Annotated in this window: 16 protein-coding genes; 11 read left to right on the plus strand and 5 right to left on the minus strand. The window is 71.6% G+C overall.

The features are described 5' to 3' along the window. Positions 1-279 (plus strand): transposase family protein (locus ABD987_RS42410; protein ID WP_345408281.1); only part of this gene is annotated, 279 nt, incomplete at its 5' end. Between the two features lie 102 nt (positions 280-381). Further along, entirely contained in the window at positions 382-4,266 is a 3,885-nt protein-coding gene (gene hrpA / locus ABD987_RS42415; protein ID WP_345408283.1) for an ATP-dependent RNA helicase HrpA, read from the plus strand. 187 nt (positions 4,267-4,453) lie between these two features. On the opposite strand, the gene ABD987_RS42420 is transcribed toward hrpA, so the two are convergent. Then, complete coding sequence (locus ABD987_RS42420; RefSeq protein ID WP_345408285.1) at positions 4,454-6,160, minus strand: bifunctional 3'-5' exonuclease/DNA polymerase; 1,707 nt, start codon at positions 6,158-6,160, stop codon at positions 4,454-4,456. A gap of 171 nt (positions 6,161-6,331) precedes the next feature. Here ABD987_RS42420 and ABD987_RS42425 point away from each other — a divergent pair, with 171 nt between their 5' ends. Beyond that, complete coding sequence (locus ABD987_RS42425) at positions 6,332-7,978, plus strand: acyl-CoA synthetase (RefSeq protein ID WP_345408287.1); 1,647 nt, start codon at positions 6,332-6,334, stop codon at positions 7,976-7,978. Positions 7,979-8,061: 83 nt separating this feature from the next. On the opposite strand, the gene ABD987_RS42430 is transcribed toward ABD987_RS42425, so the two are convergent. Continuing rightward, positions 8,062-8,997 carry a hypothetical protein gene (locus ABD987_RS42430; RefSeq protein ID WP_345408289.1) on the minus strand — a complete coding sequence of 312 codons (936 nt, stop codon included), beginning with the start codon at positions 8,995-8,997 and terminating at the stop codon, positions 8,062-8,064. A gap of 412 nt (positions 8,998-9,409) precedes the next feature. Here ABD987_RS42430 and ABD987_RS42435 point away from each other — a divergent pair, with 412 nt between their 5' ends. The 3 genes from ABD987_RS42435 to ABD987_RS42445 are packed head-to-tail and all read left to right on the plus strand — an operon-like array spanning position 9,410 to position 11,880. Next, a complete protein-coding gene (locus ABD987_RS42435; RefSeq protein ID WP_345408291.1) occupies positions 9,410-10,156 on the plus strand; it encodes an SDR family oxidoreductase in 747 nt (248 codons plus the stop codon). After that, positions 10,153-11,223, plus strand: coding sequence for a phosphotransferase family protein (locus tag ABD987_RS42440; protein WP_345408293.1), 1,071 nt, complete (start codon positions 10,153-10,155; stop codon positions 11,221-11,223). The genes ABD987_RS42435 and ABD987_RS42440 overlap by 4 nt, the downstream gene beginning before the upstream one ends. Next, positions 11,224-11,880, plus strand: a complete 657-nt coding sequence (locus ABD987_RS42445) for a histidine phosphatase family protein (RefSeq protein ID WP_345408295.1) — start codon at positions 11,224-11,226, stop codon at positions 11,878-11,880. Here the strand turns inward: ABD987_RS42445 and ABD987_RS42450 are convergent. Further along, a complete protein-coding gene (locus ABD987_RS42450; protein ID WP_345408297.1) occupies positions 11,877-12,770 on the minus strand; it encodes a LysR family transcriptional regulator in 894 nt (297 codons plus the stop codon). The two genes, ABD987_RS42445 and ABD987_RS42450, sit on opposite strands and share 4 nt — an antisense overlap. A 79-nt stretch (positions 12,771-12,849) precedes the next feature. Here ABD987_RS42450 and ABD987_RS42455 point away from each other — a divergent pair, with 79 nt between their 5' ends. The 5 genes from ABD987_RS42455 to ABD987_RS42475 all read left to right on the plus strand — a co-directional run bounded on the left by ABD987_RS42455 (position 12,850) and on the right by ABD987_RS42475 (position 18,127). Continuing rightward, the gene (locus ABD987_RS42455) at positions 12,850-13,275 is read left to right on the plus strand and encodes a hypothetical protein (protein ID WP_345408299.1); all 426 of its coding nucleotides are present in this window, start codon (positions 12,850-12,852) and stop codon (positions 13,273-13,275) included. Further along, positions 13,268-14,869, plus strand: coding sequence for a multicopper oxidase family protein (locus ABD987_RS42460; RefSeq protein WP_345408301.1), 1,602 nt, complete (start codon positions 13,268-13,270; stop codon positions 14,867-14,869). Before ABD987_RS42455 ends, ABD987_RS42460 begins: the two co-directional genes overlap by 8 nt. Before the next feature lie 64 nt (positions 14,870-14,933). Further along, positions 14,934-15,854 carry an SMP-30/gluconolactonase/LRE family protein gene (locus tag ABD987_RS42465; protein WP_345408303.1) on the plus strand — a complete coding sequence of 307 codons (921 nt, stop codon included), beginning with the start codon at positions 14,934-14,936 and terminating at the stop codon, positions 15,852-15,854. A 20-nt stretch (positions 15,855-15,874) separates the two neighbouring features. Further along, positions 15,875-16,261 (plus strand): SRPBCC domain-containing protein, encoded by a 387-nt coding sequence (locus ABD987_RS42470; RefSeq protein WP_345408305.1) that lies wholly within the window; start codon positions 15,875-15,877, stop codon positions 16,259-16,261. 105 nt (positions 16,262-16,366) lie between these two features. Further along, positions 16,367-18,127, plus strand: coding sequence for a flavin monoamine oxidase family protein (locus tag ABD987_RS42475; RefSeq protein WP_345408307.1), 1,761 nt, complete (start codon positions 16,367-16,369; stop codon positions 18,125-18,127). Between the two features lie 169 nt (positions 18,128-18,296). Here ABD987_RS42475 and ABD987_RS42480 read toward each other — a convergent pair whose 3' ends face one another. Further along, the gene (locus ABD987_RS42480) at positions 18,297-19,124 is read right to left on the minus strand and encodes an enoyl-CoA hydratase family protein (protein ID WP_345408309.1); all 828 of its coding nucleotides are present in this window, start codon (positions 19,122-19,124) and stop codon (positions 18,297-18,299) included. Further along, on the minus strand, positions 19,121-19,813 hold the full coding sequence (locus ABD987_RS42485; RefSeq protein ID WP_345408311.1) for an SDR family NAD(P)-dependent oxidoreductase: 693 nt from the start codon (positions 19,811-19,813) through the stop codon (positions 19,121-19,123). Before ABD987_RS42485 ends, ABD987_RS42480 begins: the two co-directional genes overlap by 4 nt. Positions 19,814-19,830: the final 17 nt, after the last annotated feature.

Here is a 19,830-nt window from a genome sequence, read left to right on the forward strand (position 1 = left end):
AACCTGCCCACCCTCGCCGACAAGGCCTACCACACCGCCGGCATCGGCATCCGCACCCCCATCAAGAAACCCCAAGGCACCACCCACGAACTACACCACGACAACCGCACCTACAACACCCTGCACACCCGCCTACGCTGCCTCGGCGAACGCGCAGCAGCCACCCTCAAAACCCGCTGGAAAACCCTCCACCACATCACCCTCTGCCCCCAACGCATCGGCCACATCACCCAAGCAGCCCTCGTCCTCACCCAATTCGAACACCAAGACCGCTACTGAGAAAACCTCATTGGGGCGCTCGTCCGCCGGGCAGCACGGCCGGGTCGTCCGCGGCATATTGGGACGACGCGTTCGTCACGCACGGCTATCCTTGGTCCAAGTATGTCCACACCATCCCCTCTCGAAGCGCAGCGTGCGCGGCTGCCCGAGCTGATGCTGCGTGACGAGCACCGGCTCCGGCGGCGGCTCGACGGTGCCCGTCGTGCCCGCGACAAGCAGGACGCCCTGGCGAAGATCGTCGCCGACATCGACGCCGCCGAGCTGCGCGTGCAGGCTCGGCGCGAGCACGTCCCGAAGATCGAGTACCCGGCCGAGCTGCCCGTCAGCAGGCTGAAGGACGAGATCGCGGCCGCGATCCGCGAGCACCAGGTGGTGATCGTCGCGGGGGAGACGGGGTCGGGCAAGACCACGCAGCTGCCCAAGATCTGCCTCGAACTCGGGCGGGGCGTCCGGGGCCAGATCGGGCACACGCAGCCGCGGCGGCTGGCCGCGCGCACGGTCGCGGACCGGATCGCGAGCGAGCTGAAGACCGAGCTCGGCGAGGCCGTTGGCTACAAGGTCCGGTTCACCGACCACTCCGGACAGGACACGCTCGTCAAGCTGATGACCGACGGCATCCTGCTGGCGGAGATCCAGACCGACCCGATGCTGCGCCAGTACGACACGCTGATCATCGACGAGGCCCACGAGCGCAGCCTCAACATCGACTTCCTCCTCGGCTACCTCAAGCGGTTGCTGCCGCGCCGCCCGGACCTCAAGGTGATCATCACCTCGGCGACGATCGACCCGGAGCGGTTCTCGAAGCACTTCGACGACGGCCCGATCGTCGAGGTCTCCGGACGCACCTATCCGGTCGAGGTCCGGTACCGCCCGATCATCGACCCGGACGATCCCACCGCCGATCCGGACCGGGACCAGACACAGGCGATCTGCGACGCCGTCGACGAGCTGGTCGCCGAGGGGCCCGGCGACATCCTCGTGTTCCTCTCCGGCGAGCGCGAGATCCGGGACACCGCGGACGCACTGAACAAGCAGGATCTCCGCAACACCGAGGTCCTTCCGCTCTACGCGCGACTGTCCGCTTCGGACCAGCACCGGGTCTTCCAGCGGCACACCGGCCGCCGGGTCGTGCTCGCCACCAACGTCGCCGAGACGTCGCTGACGGTGCCGGGCATCAAGTACGTCGTCGACCCCGGTACCGCGCGGATTTCGCGCTACAGCCACCGCACCAAGGTCCAGCGGTTGCCGATCGAGCCGGTGTCGCAGGCGTCGGCGAACCAGCGCAAGGGCCGCTGCGGCCGTACCTCGGACGGGATCTGCATCCGGCTGTACTCCGAGGACGATTTCGACGCGCGGCCGGAGTTCACCGACCCGGAGATCCTGCGCACCAACCTCGCGTCGGTCATTCTGCAGATGACGTCGCTGGGGCTCGGCGACATCGCGGCGTTCCCGTTCGTGGAACCGCCGGACCGCCGTCAGGTCGCCGACGGTGTCCAGCTGCTCCAGGAGCTCGGTGCGTTCGACGGTGAGGCGAAGGACGAGGACAGGCGGCTCACCGAGGTCGGGCGCAAGCTCGCGCAGCTGCCGGTCGACCCGCGCATGGCGCGGATGGTGCTGGAGGCCGCCCGCAACGGCTGCGTGCGCGAGGTGATGGTCATCGCCGCCGCACTGTCCATTCAGGACCCACGGGAGCGGCCGGCGGAGAAACAACAGGCCGCCGACGCCCAGCACGCGCGGTTCGCGGATCCGACCTCGGACTTCCTGGCCTACCTGAAGCTCTGGGAATATGTCACCGAGCAGCAGAAAGCCTTGTCCAGCAACCAGTTCCGCAAACTGTGCCGCAACGAGTACCTGAACTACCTTCGGGTGCGGGAATGGCAGGACATCTTCAGCCAGCTGCGTCAGCTCGCGAAGCCGCTCGGTATCACGCTGAACACCGAGCCCGCGGATCCGCAGCGCGTGCACACCTCGCTGATCGCGGGCCTGCTCTCGCACATCGGGCTCAAGGACCCGGCGAAGGGTGACTACCTCGGCGCGCGGGGCGCGCGGTTCGCGGTGTTCCCCGGTTCGGCGCTGTTCAAGAAGCAGCCGCGCTGGGTGATGTCGGCGGAGCTGGTGGAGACCTCCCGGCTGTGGGGCCGGGTCAACGGCCGGATCGAGCCGGAATGGGTCGAGCCGCTGGCCGGGCACGTGGTGAAGCGGAACTACTCCGAGCCGCACTGGGAGCGCAGGCAGGGCGCGGTCATGGCGGTGGAGAAGGTGACGCTGTACGGCGTCCCGCTGGTGACCGACCGCCGTGTCAACTACGGCAGGATCGATCCGGAGCTGTGCCGCGAGCTGTTCATCCGGCACGCGCTGGTCGAGGGCGACTGGCAGACCAACCACAGGTTCTTCGCCGAGAACCGGGCGCTGCTGGACGAGGTCGAGGATCTGGAGAACCGCGCGCGGCGCCGGGACATCCTCGTCGACGACGAGACGTTGTTCGAGTTCTACGACGAGCGGCTGCCCGCGGACATCGTCTCGGTGCGGCATTTCGACAGCTGGTGGAAGAAGGCGCGCCGCGAGCAGCCGGATCTGCTGAGCTTCGAAAAGGCGATGCTGATCAACGAGTCCGCGGGCGGGGTGCGGGAGGCCGACTACCCCGATTCGTGGACACAGGGCACGCACGCGTTCGCGCTGACCTACCAGTTCGAGCCGGGCGCGGACGCCGACGGCGTCACCGTGCACGTTCCGCTCGCGGTGCTGAACCAGGTCACCGGGGACGGGTTCGACTGGCAGGTGCCGGGCCTGCGCGAGGAGCTGGTCACCCAGCTGATCAAGGCGCTGCCCAAGCAGCTGCGGCGCAATTTCGTACCCGCGCCGGATCACGCGAAGCTGGTGTTGTCGAGTGTCGGCCCCGCCGACGGGCCGCTGCTCGACGTCGTGTCCGAGGAGCTGGAGCGGCTACGCGGGGTTGCCGTGCGGCCCGGCGACTTCCAGCTCGACGCGGTGCCGGATCACCTGCGGATGACCTTCCGGGTGCTGGACGACCGGCGCCGGAAGGTGGCCGAGGGCAAGGACGTCGAGGAGCTGAAGCGACGGCTGTCGGGCAAGGTGCGGGCGACGATCTCGAAGGCCGCCCCCAGCATCGAGCGTTCGGGCCTGACCTCGCCCGCGTTCGGGGAACTGCCGAAGGTGTTCGCGAGCAAGCAGCGTGGCCACGACGTGCGGGCCTATCCGGCGCTGGTGGACGAGGGCTCTTCGGTCGCGGTGCGGCTGCTCGACACGCCGGGCCAGCAGGAGCACGCGATGTGGGCGGGCACGCGGCGGATGCTGCGGCTGAGCCTGAACTCGCCGATGAAGTTCATCACCCGGAACCTGGGCAACTCCGCGAAGCTCGTGCTCAACCGGAACCCGCACGGCAGCGTCGCCGGGCTGCTGGAGGACTGCGTCGACTGCGCGGTGGACCGGCTGATGGCCGAGAACGGCGGCCCGGTGTGGGACGAGGCCGGGTTCGCGACGCTGCTGGAGAAGGTCCGTGCCGGGCTGAATCCGGGCGTACTGGCCGTGCTCACCGAGGTCGAACGCATCCTGCGCGCGGCGAACGACGTCGAGACGGTGCTCGCCGACGCGCGCGGCCCGGCGGAGTCGCTGGCCGACATCCGGGCGCAGCTGGCCGGGCTGGTGTACCGCGGTTTCGTGACGGCCACCGGGCAGGACCGGCTGCCTCATCTGGTGCGTTATCTGCGGGGAATCGAGCGGCGGCTGGACAAGCTGGCGGTCGATCCGACGCGCGATCTGCAGCGCACCGCCGACGTCGCGTGGATCACGCGCGAGTACGAGGACGCGCTGGCGACGCTGCCACCCGGTGAGTCGTCCCCGGCGCTGCGCGAGGTGCGCTGGATGATCGAGGAACTCCGCGTGAGCTTTTTCGCCCAGACCCTCGGCACCGCGCACCCGGTCTCGCTGAAACGCATCACCCGAGCCATCGACGACGCCCTGGCCTGATCACGCGAGATCTCCGCCTAATCACGCGAGTTCCGCGCCTGATCACGCGAGTGCCGCGCTGAGTCACGCGAGAACTCCGTCTGCGCACGCGAGCCGTCCGCGGAGCCGTTCGTGATCGAGCGGCGATCTCGCGTGATCGAGCGGCGATCTCGTGTGATTGGAGGCGGAACTCGCGTGATCGGGGACGTCACTTGGCGTCGGCGTAGGTGTCGACGGGGGCGATGTGCATCGGGAAGCGGACCGGGCAGGCGGGGCCGAAGAGCATCCTCGCCGCCTCGGTGACGCTGTCCACAATGGACGTGGAGACCTCGTCGGCGAGGTCGGCGGGGGTGTGCACGATGACCTCGTCGTGCTGGAAGAAGACGAGGTGTGCCGGGGCGGGGAGGCGCCGGCGGAGGGTGGCCAGCATGATGGCGGTCATGTCGGCGGCGCTGGCCTGCACGACGAAGTTGCGGGTGAAGCGGCCCCAGCCGCGCGAGGCCCGGCGGGCCTTCGTCTCCGCCGCCTCGTCCTCCGCGAGCCCGCCGGTCAGCTGCCGCCACGCGGCCGACGGCGCCGGGGACGTGCGGCCCAGCCGGGAGCGGACGCGTTCGCCGCGTTCGCCCGCCTGCGCCGCGTGCTCCACATAGGACACCGCGGCCGGGAAACGCTGGCGCAGCAGGCCGAGCAGCGGGCCCGCCTCGCCGGAGGTGCCGCCGTACATCGCGGAGAGCATCGCGATCTTCGCCCGGTCACGGTCGCTTCGCTCGTCGTTCGCGGGCGCGACGTACCGGGCGCCGGAGAACAGTGCCTCGCCCAGCCGCGCGTACAGATCCGTCGCCGCCGAGACCTCGGCGAGCCGCCGGTCGCCGGAAAGCGCTGTCAGTACCCGGGGTTCGAGCTGGGCGGCGTCGGCCACCACGAGCTTCCAGCCCGGGTCCGCGCGGACGCAGGTACGCAGGATCTTCGGGATCTGCAACGCCCCGCCGCCGCGGCTGGCCCAGCGCCCGGACACGACCCCGCCCACGACGTAGTGCGGCCGGAACCGGCCGTCGGTGACCCATTCGTCGAGCCAGGCCCAGCCGTTGGCCGTGTGCAGCCGGGACAGCTCCTTGTATTCGAGCAGCGGCGCGACGGCGGGGTGGTCGATCCCGCGCAGCAGGTACTTCCGCGCCGACGGAATCTCGATCCCGGCCCTGGCCAGCGCGCGGACGACGGTGGCAGGCGAGTCCGGGTTGACCGGGCGCCCATCGAAGGCCGCGCTGATCATCGCCGCGAGCTCGACCAGCCGCTTCGGCCGCTGCCCCGCCGGGACGCGCGGGCCCAGCCGCTCGGCGAGCAGTTCCCGGTGCAGGTCCGCGCGCCAGGGCAGCCCGTCCGCCGCCATCTCGACGGCCGCCAGCGCGCTGGCCGACTCCGCGGCGAGCAGCAGCCGCATCCGGTCCGGATGCCCGGTGGCGGCGATCCGGCGCTCCTGCTCGGCGAGTACCCGCCGGGCCGCCTCGGCCACCGTGACCCCGGCGGGCAGCCCCGGCCCGCGTGTCTCGAACAGCGTCGGCTGCGCCAGCTCGGCGAACGCCGGATCGTCCTGGCCCGCGGGCAGCTCCTCACCGTTCGCCCTGGCCAGCGCCGCGCGCAGGCCGCGTGACTCGCCCTCCCTGCCCTCATGGGCCAGCAGCAGGCCCTCGGCCAGTGCCAGATCGTGGCAGCGCCGGACCCGCAGCCCGCCCCGGACCAGCACCGGGTAGAACTGCTCGGCCGAGGTGAACACCCACCGCGGCTCGTGCCCGGCCTCCAGCTGCCCGGCGTGCGCGACCAGCGCCGCGTCGTCGAGCCCTGTCCTGCTCCACGACGGCGCCTCCGGGACGGTGACCGTATGGCTCCCGTCCTCCTCCTGACCTGCGAACACCAGCACGGCTCCCATTGTGCGGGCGACCACCGACATTTCCGGCCGCGGCCGTCGTCCGGCGCCGCTCTGGTGCCGCGCGCGCCGTTGGTTTACTGTCGAGTAGCTCCCATACCGCCGGTACGGTCCCGCCGGTGTGGGTCCTCGACGCGGCAACGAAGCAGCAACGGAGGTACCCGGATGAAGTACCCGGCCAACGTCGCCGAGTTCGCCACCGCGGTGACGGGCAAGGTCGCCGAGACGGTGCGCAGCGTGGACGTGATGCGCCGCGCGGGCCTGGTCCCCTTCCCCCGGCTCGACGAGGGCCTGCGGTCGCTCATCGCGATCGGCAGGTACGGCCCGTTCGCCGGTGCCAACCACATCGCCGCGCGGCGGAACCCGGCCGCGGTCGGCATCGTCGACGAACTCGGGCCGCTCACCTACAAGCAGCTCGACGACCGGTCCAACGCGCTGACCAGGGCGTGGACGCAGCGCGGCCTCGGCCCCGGCTCGGTGATCGCCGCGCTGTGCCGTGACCACCGCGGCCTGGTCGTCACGATGGCCGCCGTCGGCAAGCTCGGCGGGAAGCTGCTGCTGATGAACACCGGGTTCGCCAAGCCGCAGCTGACCGACGTCGCCGCGCGCGAGGGGGTCACGGCGCTGGTCTACGACCACGAGTTCACCGGGCTGCTCGACGCGATCCCGGACTCGGTGGACCGCTATCTCGCGTGGGTCGACCCCGGTCAGGAGCTCGCCGACCGGTCCGTCCCGGTGTTGGACGAGCTGATCGCCAGCACCGACGACCGTCCGGTGCCCACACCCGCCAGGCCCGGCGGTTTCGTGCTGCTGACCAGCGGGACCACCGGGACGCCGAAGGGCGCGCCCCGGCCGCACACCTCGGCGCTGGCCTCGGCGCAGTTCCTCGACCGGATTCCGTTGCGCACCAACGAAGCCACCTACATGGGGGCGCCGCTGTTCCACGGTACCGGGCTCTCCCAGTTCATCCTGTCTCTGGCGCTGGGCTCGAAGGTGGTGATGCGCCGGAAGTTCGATCCCGAGGAAGCGCTTCGCGGTGTCGCCAAGCATCGGTGTACCGCGCTGGTGCTGGTGCCGACCATGCTGCAGCGCATCGTGGACCTGCCGGCCGAGGTGCTCGAGCGGTACGACACCTCGTCGCTGCGCATCATCTTCGTCGCCGGTTCGGCGTTGTCGCCGGATCTCGGGAACCGGGCGAACGCGGCGTTCGGCCCGGTCGTGCACAATCTCTACGGCTCGACCGAGGTCGCGGTCGCCACGGTCGCCACGCCGGAGGACTGGCGGCGGGCGCCGGGCACCGTCGGCAAGCCGCCGGTGGGCTGCAAGGTCGCGCTGTACGACGAAAAGGGCGTCAAGATCACCGCGCCGAACGTGACCGGCCGGGTGTTCGTCGGGAGTGGACTGAGCTTCGGCGGGTACACCGACGGGCGGCACAAGGAGATCATCGACGGCCTGCTTTCCAGCGGCGACGTCGGGCATTTCGACGAGGACGGGTTGCTGTTCATCGACGGCCGCGACGACGAGATGATCGTTTCGGGCGGCGAAAACGTGTACCCGATCGAGGTGGAGAACCTGCTCGTCGAGCGCCCGGACGTGCTGGAGGCCGCGGTGATCGGCGTCGAGGACGCCGAGTTCGGGCAGCGGCTCAAGGCGTTCGTGGTGCGGGCCGAGGGCGCCGAACTCGACGTCGACGGCGTCCGGGAGTACGTGCGGGCGAATCTGGCGCGGTACAAGGTCCCGCGCGAGGTCGAGTTCCTGGACGAACTGCCGCGCAACGCGACCGGCAAGGTGCTCCGCACCAAACTCCGCTGACACCGGCGCTACCCGAGATCTCGACCGCGTACGTCCTTTGTGGACTTCGAGACGTGCGGGGCGTGCAGGGCGGGAGAAAGCGTTCAGTCCCAGTCGATGCCGAAGATGCCGGGCCCGAAGTCGAGGGCGACGGCGTGCACCCCGTCGCCGCCGTCGAGCTTGAGCCTGCGCCGCGCGATCGTGCCCGCCTCGCCGGTGCGCGAGTACTGCCAGCACTGCTCGGGCCCGGTGCCGGGCGCGAACCGCACTTCGAGGAGATACTCCCGCACCGAGCGGCGGAACTCGCGGTAGTAGGTGTTCTGGCATTCCGGGTACGGGGGCCCGGCGTTGGTCAGCGAATACTCGATGAGGTGGGTTTCGCCGCGGTCGATGGGCCGGTCGAAGATCAGCTCGGCGACGGTCAGGCCGTGGGTCTCGTCGGCTTCGGCGCGGCCCACCCGGCAGTTGCGGACCGCGTGCAGTTCGGGCAGCCCGGCGGCGGGGTCGCCCTGCGCCTGGACGAGCAGCCACCGGTCCTGGCCGTCGGCGCCGGCCTGGAACACCGCGCGGGCGGTGACGGCGCGCTGCCCGCCGTCCTCGGCGATCTCGCACAGGTCGTGCAGGCCGACGAGCTTCAGCTGGTGCTGGCTGTCCAGCGCGTGGGGCGCGCCGACGCGGTCGAGCAGCGGCTGAAGCGTTTCCCGGGGAAACGTGAGCGGCTCGGCGCCGCTCGACCGGCGCTTGGCCGCGCCGCCGCGCGGGCGTGGTGGCGGCAGCAGGCCGAGCAGCGAGCCCGCCGGTACGCCGAGGATGTCCTCCAGCACCCGCACGGCGGAGAGTGAGCTCTGTCGCTCGGGCTGGCGCTTGCCGGACTGCCAGTAGCTCAGTGCCGTGACGCTGACGGAGGCGCCGCGGGCGCGCAGCCGGGCCTGGATCCGATCGAGACTGAGCCCGCTCGCGGCGATCGCCCCGCGCAGTGCGATCGCGAACGCGGTCCGCTCGCCTTCGTGGTCACCCTGGCCCGCCGTGCTTCCCGCCATTGTCGTGACCCGCCCCATGCCTGCCGTCCCCAAGTACTACGACTGCGTGCACGTTAGCAGTACGCGGCGGGGTGGCCACACCTCGTGAGCAGCCCACATCCCGTGGTGGGCGATCGGCGTTGGGACGAATGGACTAGTACTGGCAACTGGGAATCGTTGCCCCGGTGTCGGTGCGCGCGTTTGTATGGCTCAGCGGCCCGGTGCCCGCGCGCCTTCCCAGGTTACCGGGTCGTACAGGCCAGGACCGTGCGAACGGATCCGGCTCCGGCCGCCGACGCGCCCGATCACCGGATGCGGCAGGCCGTTCGAGGACCGGTGGCCCGGCGACGCCCCCAGCGCCGGGCCACCGGTCACTCCTTTTGGTCCGGTGCGAGGGGAAGACGCGGTTGTTACCAACCGGTAGGCTCCCGGCATGCGGAAGAACATCCTGATCACCGGCGCCAGCTCGGGGCTCGGCGAGGGCATGGCCCGCCAGTTCGCGGCGCGGGGACGCAGTCTCGCGCTGTGCGCGCGGCGCACCGACCGCCTCGAGGCGCTGGCCGAAGAGCTCAAGGGCGCCTACCCCGGCATCTCCGTCGTCACCCGCGCGCTGGACGTCAACGACCACGACCGGGTGTTCCGCGTGTTCGGCGAGTTTCGCGAGGAACTGGGTTCCCTGGACCGGGTGATCGTCAACGCGGGCATCGGGAAGGGGCAGCCGGTCGGCAAGGGCCGGTTCGACGCCAACCGCACCACGTTGCAGACGAACCTCGTCGCGGCGGCGGCGCAGGTCGAGGCCGCGGTGGAGATCTTCCGCGAGCAGCGGGCCGGGCACCTCGCGGTGATCTCCTCCTTCGCCGCGATCCGCGGGTTCCCTGGCACCATGACGGCGTACGCGGCGTCGAAGGCGGGCATCGCCACCTTCGTCGCGGGGACCCGGATCGAGCTGCGCCGGACGCCGATCAAGGTGACCGACATCCAGCCCGGCTTCATCGAGTCGGAGATGACCGAGCGCAACGCGGGCGTCCCGCTGGTGACCCGCGCGGAACCCGGCGTGCGGGCGCTGGTGAAGGCGATCGAGGCGGAGCCCGCGAAGGCGTACGTCCCCGGCTGGCCGTGGACACCGCTCAGCCTGGTGGTGCGGCTGGCCCCGGACGCGCTGCTGAAGAAGTTCCTGTGAGCACGCCGGGGAACGCGGCGGTCGACGTCCGCGCGGAGGACGCCTTCGACGCCGCCGCGCTGCACACGTGGCTGGCCGGGCGCGTCCCCGGGCTCGGCGGGGAACCGCCCCGTGTGCGGCAGTTTCCCGGCGGGGCCTCGAACCTGACGTACCTGCTGAGCTACCCGGACCGCGAGCTGATCCTGCGCCGCCCGCCCGCCGGGCACAAGGCCGCGTCCGCACACGACATGCGCCGTGAGTACCGCGTGCAGCGCGCGCTCAAACCGGTGTTCGGCCACGTGCCCGGGATGCTGGCCTTCGGGGACGATCCGGCCGTGCTCGGCGGCGATTTCTACGTGATGGAGAAGCTCGACGGGCTGATCCTGCGCGGCGACCTCCCGGACGGGCTCGACCTGGGCCCGGCGCGGGCGCGGGACCTGTCCGGCCGGGTGGTGGACCGGCTCGTCGAACTGCACGCGGTCGACGTCGGCGCGGCGGGGCTGGCCGATCTCGGCAAGGGCGCCGGGTACGTCGAGCGGCAGATCCGCGGCTGGTCGGCGCGGTTCGCCGCCGCGCGCACGGACAACGTCCCCGACTTCGCCGAGGTGATGTCCTGGTTGGACCGGAACCGGCCAGGCGAGGTGAAGATCTGCCTGATCCACAACGACTATCGCCTCGACAACCTGGTGCTCGACGGTCCGGACACACTGGACATCGTCGGCGTGCTCGACTGGGAGATGGCCACGCTCGGCGATCCGCTGATGGAGCTGGGCAGCACGCTCGCGTACTGGGTGCAGGCCGATGACGACGACACGATGAAGCTCAGCCGCCGCCAGCCGACGCACCTGCCCGGGATGTACACGCGCGAGGAGTTCGTGGCGCACTACGCGGACCGTACCGGGCTGGAGATCGGCGACTGGCGCTTCTACGAGGTGTACGGCCTGTTCCGGCTCGCCGTGGTGTTGCAGCAGATCTACCGCCGCTACCACGACGGCGAGACGAACAACCCGGCGTTCAAGGACTTCTGGCGGTTCTCGGGCTACCTGGAGCGGCGCTGCCGGGAGATCATCGGGAAGGGGACGGTCTAGGTGGGCGCGATCTACCTCGTCCGGCACGGGCAGGCGTCCTTCGGCGCCGAGGACTACGACCGGTTGTCCCCGCTCGGGTTCGAACAGTCCACTGTGGCCGGTGCGGAACTGGTGCGGCGCGGCGTGGAGTTCACCCTGGCGCGCTCGGGAACGCTTGCCCGGCAACGGGACACCGCGGCCACCGCGCTCAAGGTGCTCGGCCCTGGCGTCGCGGTGACCGAGGACGCGCGCTGGAACGAGTACGACCACGTCGACATCGCCCGGCACCACGCGGGCGGCGCCCCGCAGGAGGACTCGCGGGCCTACCAGGCGACGCTGGACGCCGCGCTCACCGCGTGGATCGGCGCGGGCGCGGCCGGGCCGTGCGCGGAGACCTGGCCGGCGTTTCTGGACCGCTGCCGGGGCGCGCTCGCCGATCTCGTGGCCGCGCTGGGCAAGGGGGAACACGCGGTGGTGTTCACCTCCGGCGGGGTGATCGCGACGCTGTGCGGGGCGCTGATGGGCACCCCGGAGGCCGGGCTGCTCAGGCTCAACCGGGTCACGGTGAACGCCGGGATCACCAAGCTGGTGTCCGGGCGTGGCGGGGTGACCCTGTTGTCGTTCAACGAACATCCGCACTTCGAGGCGGACGCGGCGGCGCTGCTGACCTACCGCTAGGGGGCGGAGCCGCTTGCGGCGGGCCAGTCCCAGCCGGTGATCGTGGCGCGCATCAGCCGCGCCGCGCCGGACAGGTGGTTTTCGGCGCCCCAGTACAGGGTGACCGTGCGGTGGCAGGCGGGATCGTCGACGGCGACCCAGGCGACGGTGTCCCTGGTCGCGGTGGTGCGGGCGAGGGCGGGGACGAGACCGACGCCCAGTCCCGCGCTGATCAGTTCGGCGATGGCGCTGTGTTCGTCGCCCTCGCAGACGATCTTCGGGGTGAGGCCCTCTCCGGCGAGGAGCCGATCGAGCAGCCCGCGTACCCAGTGGCCCTCGCGGGAGGTGACGAACGGCAGGCCCGCCAGTTCCCCGACGCCGACGGACGCGCGGTCCGCCAGCGGGTGACCGAGCGGCACGGCCAGCCACACCGCCTCGTCGAACAGGGTGACCGAGTCCAGTCCCTCGGCGTGGATCGGCTGGGAGGCGACACAGAGGTCGACGTCCTGGGCACGCAGGTGCCGGGCCATGTCCCCGGCGGGTGTCCAGCGGAGTTCGACCTCGATCGCGGGATGGGCCCGTTTGTACGCCGCGAGCGGGCCGGTGAGGGTGAGGAAGGTTTCCGACGCGAGCCGCACGCTGCCGAAACCCTCGCTGGTGGCTTCGGCGACCGCCCGGCGCCCGGCGTCGAGTTCGCCGAGTGCGCGTTCGACGTGGCCGAGGAAGAGTTTTCCGGTGTCGTTGAGCCGGAGCCGGCCCGCCCGGTCGAACAGCGGGGTGCCGAGTTCGGCCTCCAGCCGGGCGATGGTGCGGCTCAGCGACGGTTGCGCGACGCGGAGTTCGTCGGCCGCGCGGCTGAGGTGTTCGAGCCTGGCGACGACGCGGAACTGCTTGAGCGTGTTCAGGTCCACGGGCCCATACCTCCGGTGTCATAACGGCATAGCGATATTGATCTTAGACAGGATGCTTGAGGAGTCATAGCTTCGGGAGGTGAACCGAGCACGGAAAAGGGGAGCGGCCCCGATGGTCAGCGGCTGGATACTGCGGGCGGTCGTCAGCGCGCACCTGGTGGCGATCGCCGGACAGCCGGTGTTCGCCGGGGTGTACCTGAGCGGTGACTACGACGGCCTCGGCTGGCACGCGGCAGGCGCGAACGTCGTCACCTCGATCGGATACCTGCAGGTGATCGCGGCGGTCGTGGTGTGGGTGCGGCTGCGCCGGGCCTGGCCCTTCGCCGCCACGGTGGCGCTCGTGGCGGCCGAGACGGTGCAGTACTTCGCTGGGCTCGACGGCGCGTTGTGGCTGCACCTCCCGCTGGGCGTGCTGACCATCGCCGCGCTCGTCGTGGTGTTCCTCGGCGTGTGGCTCCAGCCGCTTCGGCCGTCTTCGCGAGAGCGGGTGCGGGCCGATGCGTGACCGCCGGATGAGCAGGCGCCGGGTGTTGGAGATCGGCGGGGCGCTCGGGCTGGTGGCGGCCGCCGGGCTCTCGGGCGCGGCCGCGTTGTCCCGCCGCCCACCGGTCACCGGTGACGAACTGCGCAGCGCCGTGCCGCTGCCGCCCGCGTTCACCGTGCCGCTGCCGGTTCCCGCCGTGCTGAAGCCGGTCGGCACCTCGGGCGGCGTCGACCGGTACGAGATCACGCAGCGCGCGGTGACCGCGGAGGTCCTGCCGGGCGTCCGGACTCCACTGTGGACATACGGGGGTACCTTCCCCGGCCCGACCATCGAGGCGCGCCGGGGCAGGCCGGTCACCGTGGAGCATCGCAACGAGCTGCCCGTGCCGACCGTCGTGCACCTGCACGGCGGCCGGACCCCGGCGGAGTCGGACGGGTACCCGACCGACCTCGTCCTGCCCGTGGGCTGGCGGGACGTCCCCGCGGGCCACGGCGGGCACGGTATGCCGGGCATGGGCGGGATGCGGGATCCACGGGCGAGGACGACGAACCTGACGCGGGAGTACACCTTCCCGAACGATCAGCGCCCGGCGCTGCTGTGGTACCACGATCACCGGATGGACTTCACCGCCCCGGCGATCTGGCGGGGACTGGCCGGGCTGCACATCGTGCGCGACGACGCCGAGGACGCGCTGGGCCTGCCTTCGGGGCCACGCGAACTGCCGATCGTGATCGCGGACCGGGCGTTCGACGAAGACGGCGCCCTCGCCTATCCCGCGCTCGATCCGGACCTGCGGGAGCGGCCGGGGGTGGAAGAGCCCTACCTCGCGGGCGTCCTCGGGGACGTGATCCTGGTCAACGGCGCCCCGTGGCCCGTGCACGAGGTCGACGCGGCGCGCTACCGGCTGCGCGTGCTGAACGCCTCGAACGCCCGGCACTACGACCTCGAAGTGGTCCTCGACGACGGGCGACGGCTCGACCTCGTCCAGATCGGCGCGGACCAGGGCCTGCTCGCGGCGCCGGTCACCCACGCGTCCCTGCCGATCGCGCCCGCCGAACGCTACGACCTCGTCGTCGACTTCGCGGACGTCCCGGTCGGTTCCCTCGTGCGGGTGATCAACCGGCTCGGCGCCGGGCGCACCCGCGACGTGCTGGCCTTCCGGGTCGCGCGCAAGGCGCCCGACGGCAGCCGCGTCCCGGAGGTCCTCTCGGCCGACCTTCCGTCCTGGGACCGGGCGGACGCGGTGCGGGTGCGCGAGTTCTCCTTCCGCGCCGGGCAGGTGAACGGCGGGCACGGCTGGCTGATCGGCGGGCTGCCGTTCGACCCGGCCCGTACCGACGTCACCGTCGGGCTCGGCGACGTCGAGGTGTGGCGGCTGGTCGCCGACGTGCACCATCCCGTCCACCTGCACCTGGTCGGTTTCCGGGTGCTTTCGCGCAGCGGCAGGCCGCCGCTGCCGCACGACGCGGGCCTCAAGGACACCGTTTCCCTGCGGCCCGGCGAAGCGGCGGAGATCATCACCCGCTTCGACGGCTATCGCGGCCGCTACCTGTTCCACTGCCACAACGCCGAACACGAGGACATGGGGATGATGGCGAATCTCGAAGTCGTGTGACACCGTTCGGTGCGGTGTGCCGTGGCGGCGGTGCGGGCCCGGTTCCGGTCGGTGGGAGGTACGGATGCGATTCGGTGAGGTCACGCTGATCCCGGTCGACGGGTTCGGTACCGAGGACGTGGTGGTCGACGCGGAGGGCCGGATCTACACCGGTGTGGCCGACGGCCGGATCCTGCGGGTCACGCCGGACGGCGGACGCGTCGACGTGCTCGCCGACACCGGCGGGCGGCCGCTCGGGATCGAGTTCTTCGGCGAGGACGAGCTGCTGGTCTGCGACGCGCACGCGGGCCTGCTGACGGTGCCGCTCGGCGGCGGGAAGGTCACCACGCTGGCGACGTCCGCGCTGGGGCTGGACTTCGTGTTCTGCAACAACGCCGCCGTCGCCGCCGACGGCACGGTGTACTTCACCGACTCCTCGCGCCGCTTCGGCATCGAACGCTGGCGGGACGACCTCGTCGAACAGACCGGTGGCGGGCGGCTGCTGCGGCGCGCCCCGGACGGGACGATCGACCAGCTCGCCGACGGCCTCCAGTTCGCGAACGGGGTCGCGCTCGCGCCGGACGAGTCGTTCGTCGCGGTCGCCGAGACCGGCGCGTTCCGGGTCGAGCGGGTGTGGCTGCGCGGCGCCCGCGCGGGCGAGACCGACACGCTGGTCGGTGACCTCCCCGGGTTCCCGGACAACATCTCCACCGGCAGTGACGGGCTGATCTGGGTGACCCAGGCCAGCCCCCGCGTCGCGGCACTCGACCTCGTCCGCCGGCTGCCCGCCCCGCTGCGCGCGCTCGCCCGCGCCCTGCCGGATTCGCTTCAGCCGCAACCGAAACGCACGGTCGGGGTGCTCGGCGTCGCCGTGGACGGGCAGGTGGAGCGCGAGTTCCGCGGCGAGATCCCGGGCTTCCACCTGCTCACCGGGGTGCGGGAGCGCGACGGGAAGCTGTACTTCGGCAGCCTGGCCGATCCGGCGATCGCGGTCACCGACCGCTGAGCCCCGATATCGTGGGGCACATGGAGATCTCCGAACAGCTCTTCGTCCCGGTCGATCCGGCGCGGACCTGGCGGCTTGTCACCGAGCCGGGGTCCTTCCGGCGGTGGTACGCCTTCGGTGGCGCCGAAATCGACCTGGTGCCCGGTGGCGAAATGCGCCTGCGGTGGGACGAGCACGGCGAGTTCCCGGCGCGGGTGGAGGTCGTCGAGCCCGGCCGCCGCTTCGGGTTCCGCTGGCTGCCGGAACCCGGTGCCCTTGTCGAGATCACTCTCTCCGCGCAGGAGGACGGCACGCTGGTGCGGGTCACCGAGAGCGGCGCGCTGGAGGACGCCGCCACCAGCGCCATGGCCTGGCGGAACTCGCTTTCTCTGCTCGCGGACCTCGCCGGGGAGACCCGGCCGGGCTGAGCGCACCGGATGGCGGAAGGGCTTACGCCACCTCGCCCGCCCGGCGTCGGCAACGGGGTGACGGTGGTTGCCCGGCGGTGACGCGGACCGGTAGCCATGAAAGCCATGGCCGATCCTTTCTCCGCGGTGCTGGGACGACGGGGGTTGTTCGGCGCGGCGGCCGCGGCCGCGACGGCGCTGGCCGCCCCGGGCGCCGCGCGTGCCACGTCGCCCTCGATCACCGACGCCAGCCGCGACCTGGCCAGAAAACTGTTGCTGGTCGGGGAAAAGGACGAGGATCTCAAGCTCGCGTACCTGCGGATCCTGATCGACGAGGGACTGCCGAGGACCACCACGCCGAAGCGTGTCCTCGTGGTCGGTGCCGGGATCGCCGGTCTCGCCGCGGCGAAGCTGCTGCGCGACGCCGGGCACACCGTGACGGTCCTGGAAGCGAACGCGAACCGGACCGGCGGCCGGATCAAGACCTTCCGCGGCGTGTTCTCCGACCCTCGGCTGCACGCCGAGGCGGGCGCGATGCGGCTGCCCGACTTCCACCCGCTCGCGCTCGCGCTGGCCGACCGGCTGGGCCTGCGCCGCCGGTTGTTCTACATCGCCGACGTGGCGCCGGGCGCGGAGCCGTCCGGGCCGGTGCCGCCGGTGGTGTACCGCGCGTTCACCGGGGAGGTCTGGACCAATGGGAAACCCGGTGAGTTCACCGCGCCGCCCTACACCGGGCGGTCCCCGATACTGGCCAACGGGATCCGGCGGACGCACGCGCGGTACGCGGCGGCGCCGGCGGAGCTGAACCGGACGTTCGGCTCGACGCTGACCACGACGACGAGCGCGGCGGTGAGCAAGGCGTTCGCCCGGCTCGCCGGGGACCCCCGCGCCCCGATCGGGGACCAGATCGAGGGCTGGGCCAAGCTCATCCGCACCTTCGACGACTACTCGACCTACCGGTACCTGGTCGAAACCGAGGGCTGGCGGCTCGCCGACCTCGAGGCGGCGGAGACGCTCGACTGCGTGAACTGGTGGCTGCACCACTCCGTGTTCCCGACCGCGATGGACCAGGGGATCATCAACGCCGGTTCGCGGTACTGGGAACTCGAAGACGGCACCGCCGCGCTCACCGACGCGCTGACCACCACCCTCGGCGGCGCCGTCCGGCGGGACCGGCGGATGACCGCGCTGCGCCAGACCGCGCACGGGGTTCGGATCGAGACGGCGGCGGAGACCGGGGGCGAGGACGACGGGCGCGGCGGCCGGCCGGTCCCGGTCGAGACCTTCGAGGGCGACTACGCCCTCGTGACGATTCCCCTGACCGCGCAACGGTTCTGCGAGTTCACCCCGGCGCTGTCGTACGCGAAGCGCCGGGCGATCGCCACCGTGCACTACGACCCCGCGACGAAGGTGCTGCTGGAGTTCGGGACACGGTTCTGGGAACACGGCCCGGACGGGTTCACCGGCGGCGGCAGCGTCTCCGACGGCCCGTCCCGCCTCACCTACTTCCCTTCCCACGTCCCGGATTCACCCGGCGGCGTGGTGCTCGCCTCCTACACCTGGTCCGACGACGCCCTGCGCTGGGACGCGCTGAGCGAACCGGAACGGTACGCCTTCGCCCTCGACGATCTGGCCCGGCTGTTCGGCCCCGTGGCCAGGCGGGAGTTCACCGGGGTCGGCGTTACGCAGTCGTGGGCGCGCAACCGTTACGCGCTCGGCGGCGCCGCCATCCTCACGCCCGGCCAGCTGCACGAGTACCACGCGGCGACCAGGACCGCCGAGGGACGCGTCCACTTCGCCGGGGAGCACACGAGCCTCAAGTCGGCGTGGATCGAGGGATCGCTGGAGAGCGCGGTACGGGCGGCGCTGGAACTGCACGCGCGCTAGCACGGGTCCCCTGCGCCCCAATGTGGCGTTCGGTGCTCCGCCCTTGCCCCCGCCGCCACCCTCAACGGAGACGCTGCGCGTCCAGCCTGGATTCCACGCACCGAACGCCACATTCGCTGCGTCCAACGCACCGAATGTGGCATTGGGGCGCTTCGGGCGGGAGGGGGCGCTAGCGGCCGGTCCACTGTGGACTGCGTCCGGCGGACCACGCGGCGTAGAACTCGTGGTGGTCCTTGCTGGTCATCAGCAGCGCCTGGGTGATCGCCTCCAGCTCGATGGAAGCGCCGAGATCCATGTCCAGCTCCCTGGTCAGCAGCACCTTGGTGGTGGCATACGCCAGCGCGGGACCGTCGGCCAGCCGCCGTGCCAGCGCCGTGGCCGCGGCGGGCAGCTCGTCGTCGTCCACGACGGACGAGGCGAGGCCGATCGCCTCGGCGCGGGCGGCCTCGACCTTGTCGCCGAGCATCAGCAGTTCGGTGGCCCGGCCGAGACCGACCAGCCGCGGCAGCAGGTACGCCGAGCCCATGTCCGCCCCGGCGAGGCCGACCTTCGTGAACAGGAACGCGAACTTCGCCGACCGCGCCAGCAGCCGGAAGTCGCTCGCGAGCGCCAGCACCGAACCGGCGCCGGCCGCGACACCGTTGACCGCGGCGATGATCGGCACCGGGCACTCCCGCATCGCCTTCACCACCGCGCCGGTCATCCTGGTGAACTCCAGCAGTTCGGCGGTCTCCATCTTCTGGAGTTCGCCGATGATCTCCTCGACGTCGCCGCCGGAACAGAACCCCCGCCCCCGGCCGGTGAGCACGAGCACCTTCACGTCGCCGCGGTGCGGCAGCTCGGCGAGCAGGTCCCGCAGATCGGCGTAGCTCTCGAAGGTCAGCGCGTTGAGCTTGTCCGGGCGGTCCAGGGTGACCGTGGCGACACCGTCGTCCACGGTGAACTCGAAGTGCCCCCACTCCGTGGTGATCGGGGGAGTGGCGCGGAAGGGGCTCATGTCTGGATTCCTCCACCGTCGAGTACGAGTGTCTGGCCGTTGATCGCGGCGGCCTCGGGCGCCGCGAGAAAGGTCACCGCGAAGGCGACCTCGCCGGGTTCGAGCAGCCTGCCGAGCGGGGACGCGGCGGCGAGGGCCGCTTCGGCGGCGGCCTCGTCCCGCCCGGTCCGTTCCCGGATCCTGGCCACCGACTCCGCGGTCATTTCGGTCCGCACGAACGCGGGGCACACCGCGTTGGCGGTGACCCCGGTGCCCGCCAGCTCGGCGGCGACCGCGCGCATCAGGCCGACCGCCGCGTGTTTCGACGCCGTGTACCCGGCCGTGTAGCGGTAGCCGACGTGCCCGGCGGTCGAGGCGACGGTGACGATCCGGCCGCGGTCGCGTTCGCGCATGCCGGGCAGCACGGCGCGGGTGCACAGGAACGCGCCGGTCGCGTTGACCTCGAACTGCGCCCGCCAGTCCTCGGCCGTCGTGGCGTGCGCGGGCGCGCTCGCCGCCACCCCGGCGTTGTTGACCAGCACGTCGACCGGGCCCGCCGCGGCGAAGAACGCCTCGACCGCCGCCTCGTCGGTGACGTCGCAGCCGTCGCGTCCCGGCGCGAGGACGGTGTCGCCCCCGGCGCGGAACCGCTCGGCGATCGCCGCGCCGATGCCCCTGGTCCCGCCGGTGACCACGACGAGCCTGTTCATGCGATCGCCTCGCTTCG

It is taken from the genome of Amycolatopsis samaneae, assembly GCF_039541975.1.
Taxonomy (GTDB): domain Bacteria; phylum Actinomycetota; class Actinomycetes; order Mycobacteriales; family Pseudonocardiaceae; genus Amycolatopsis; species Amycolatopsis samaneae.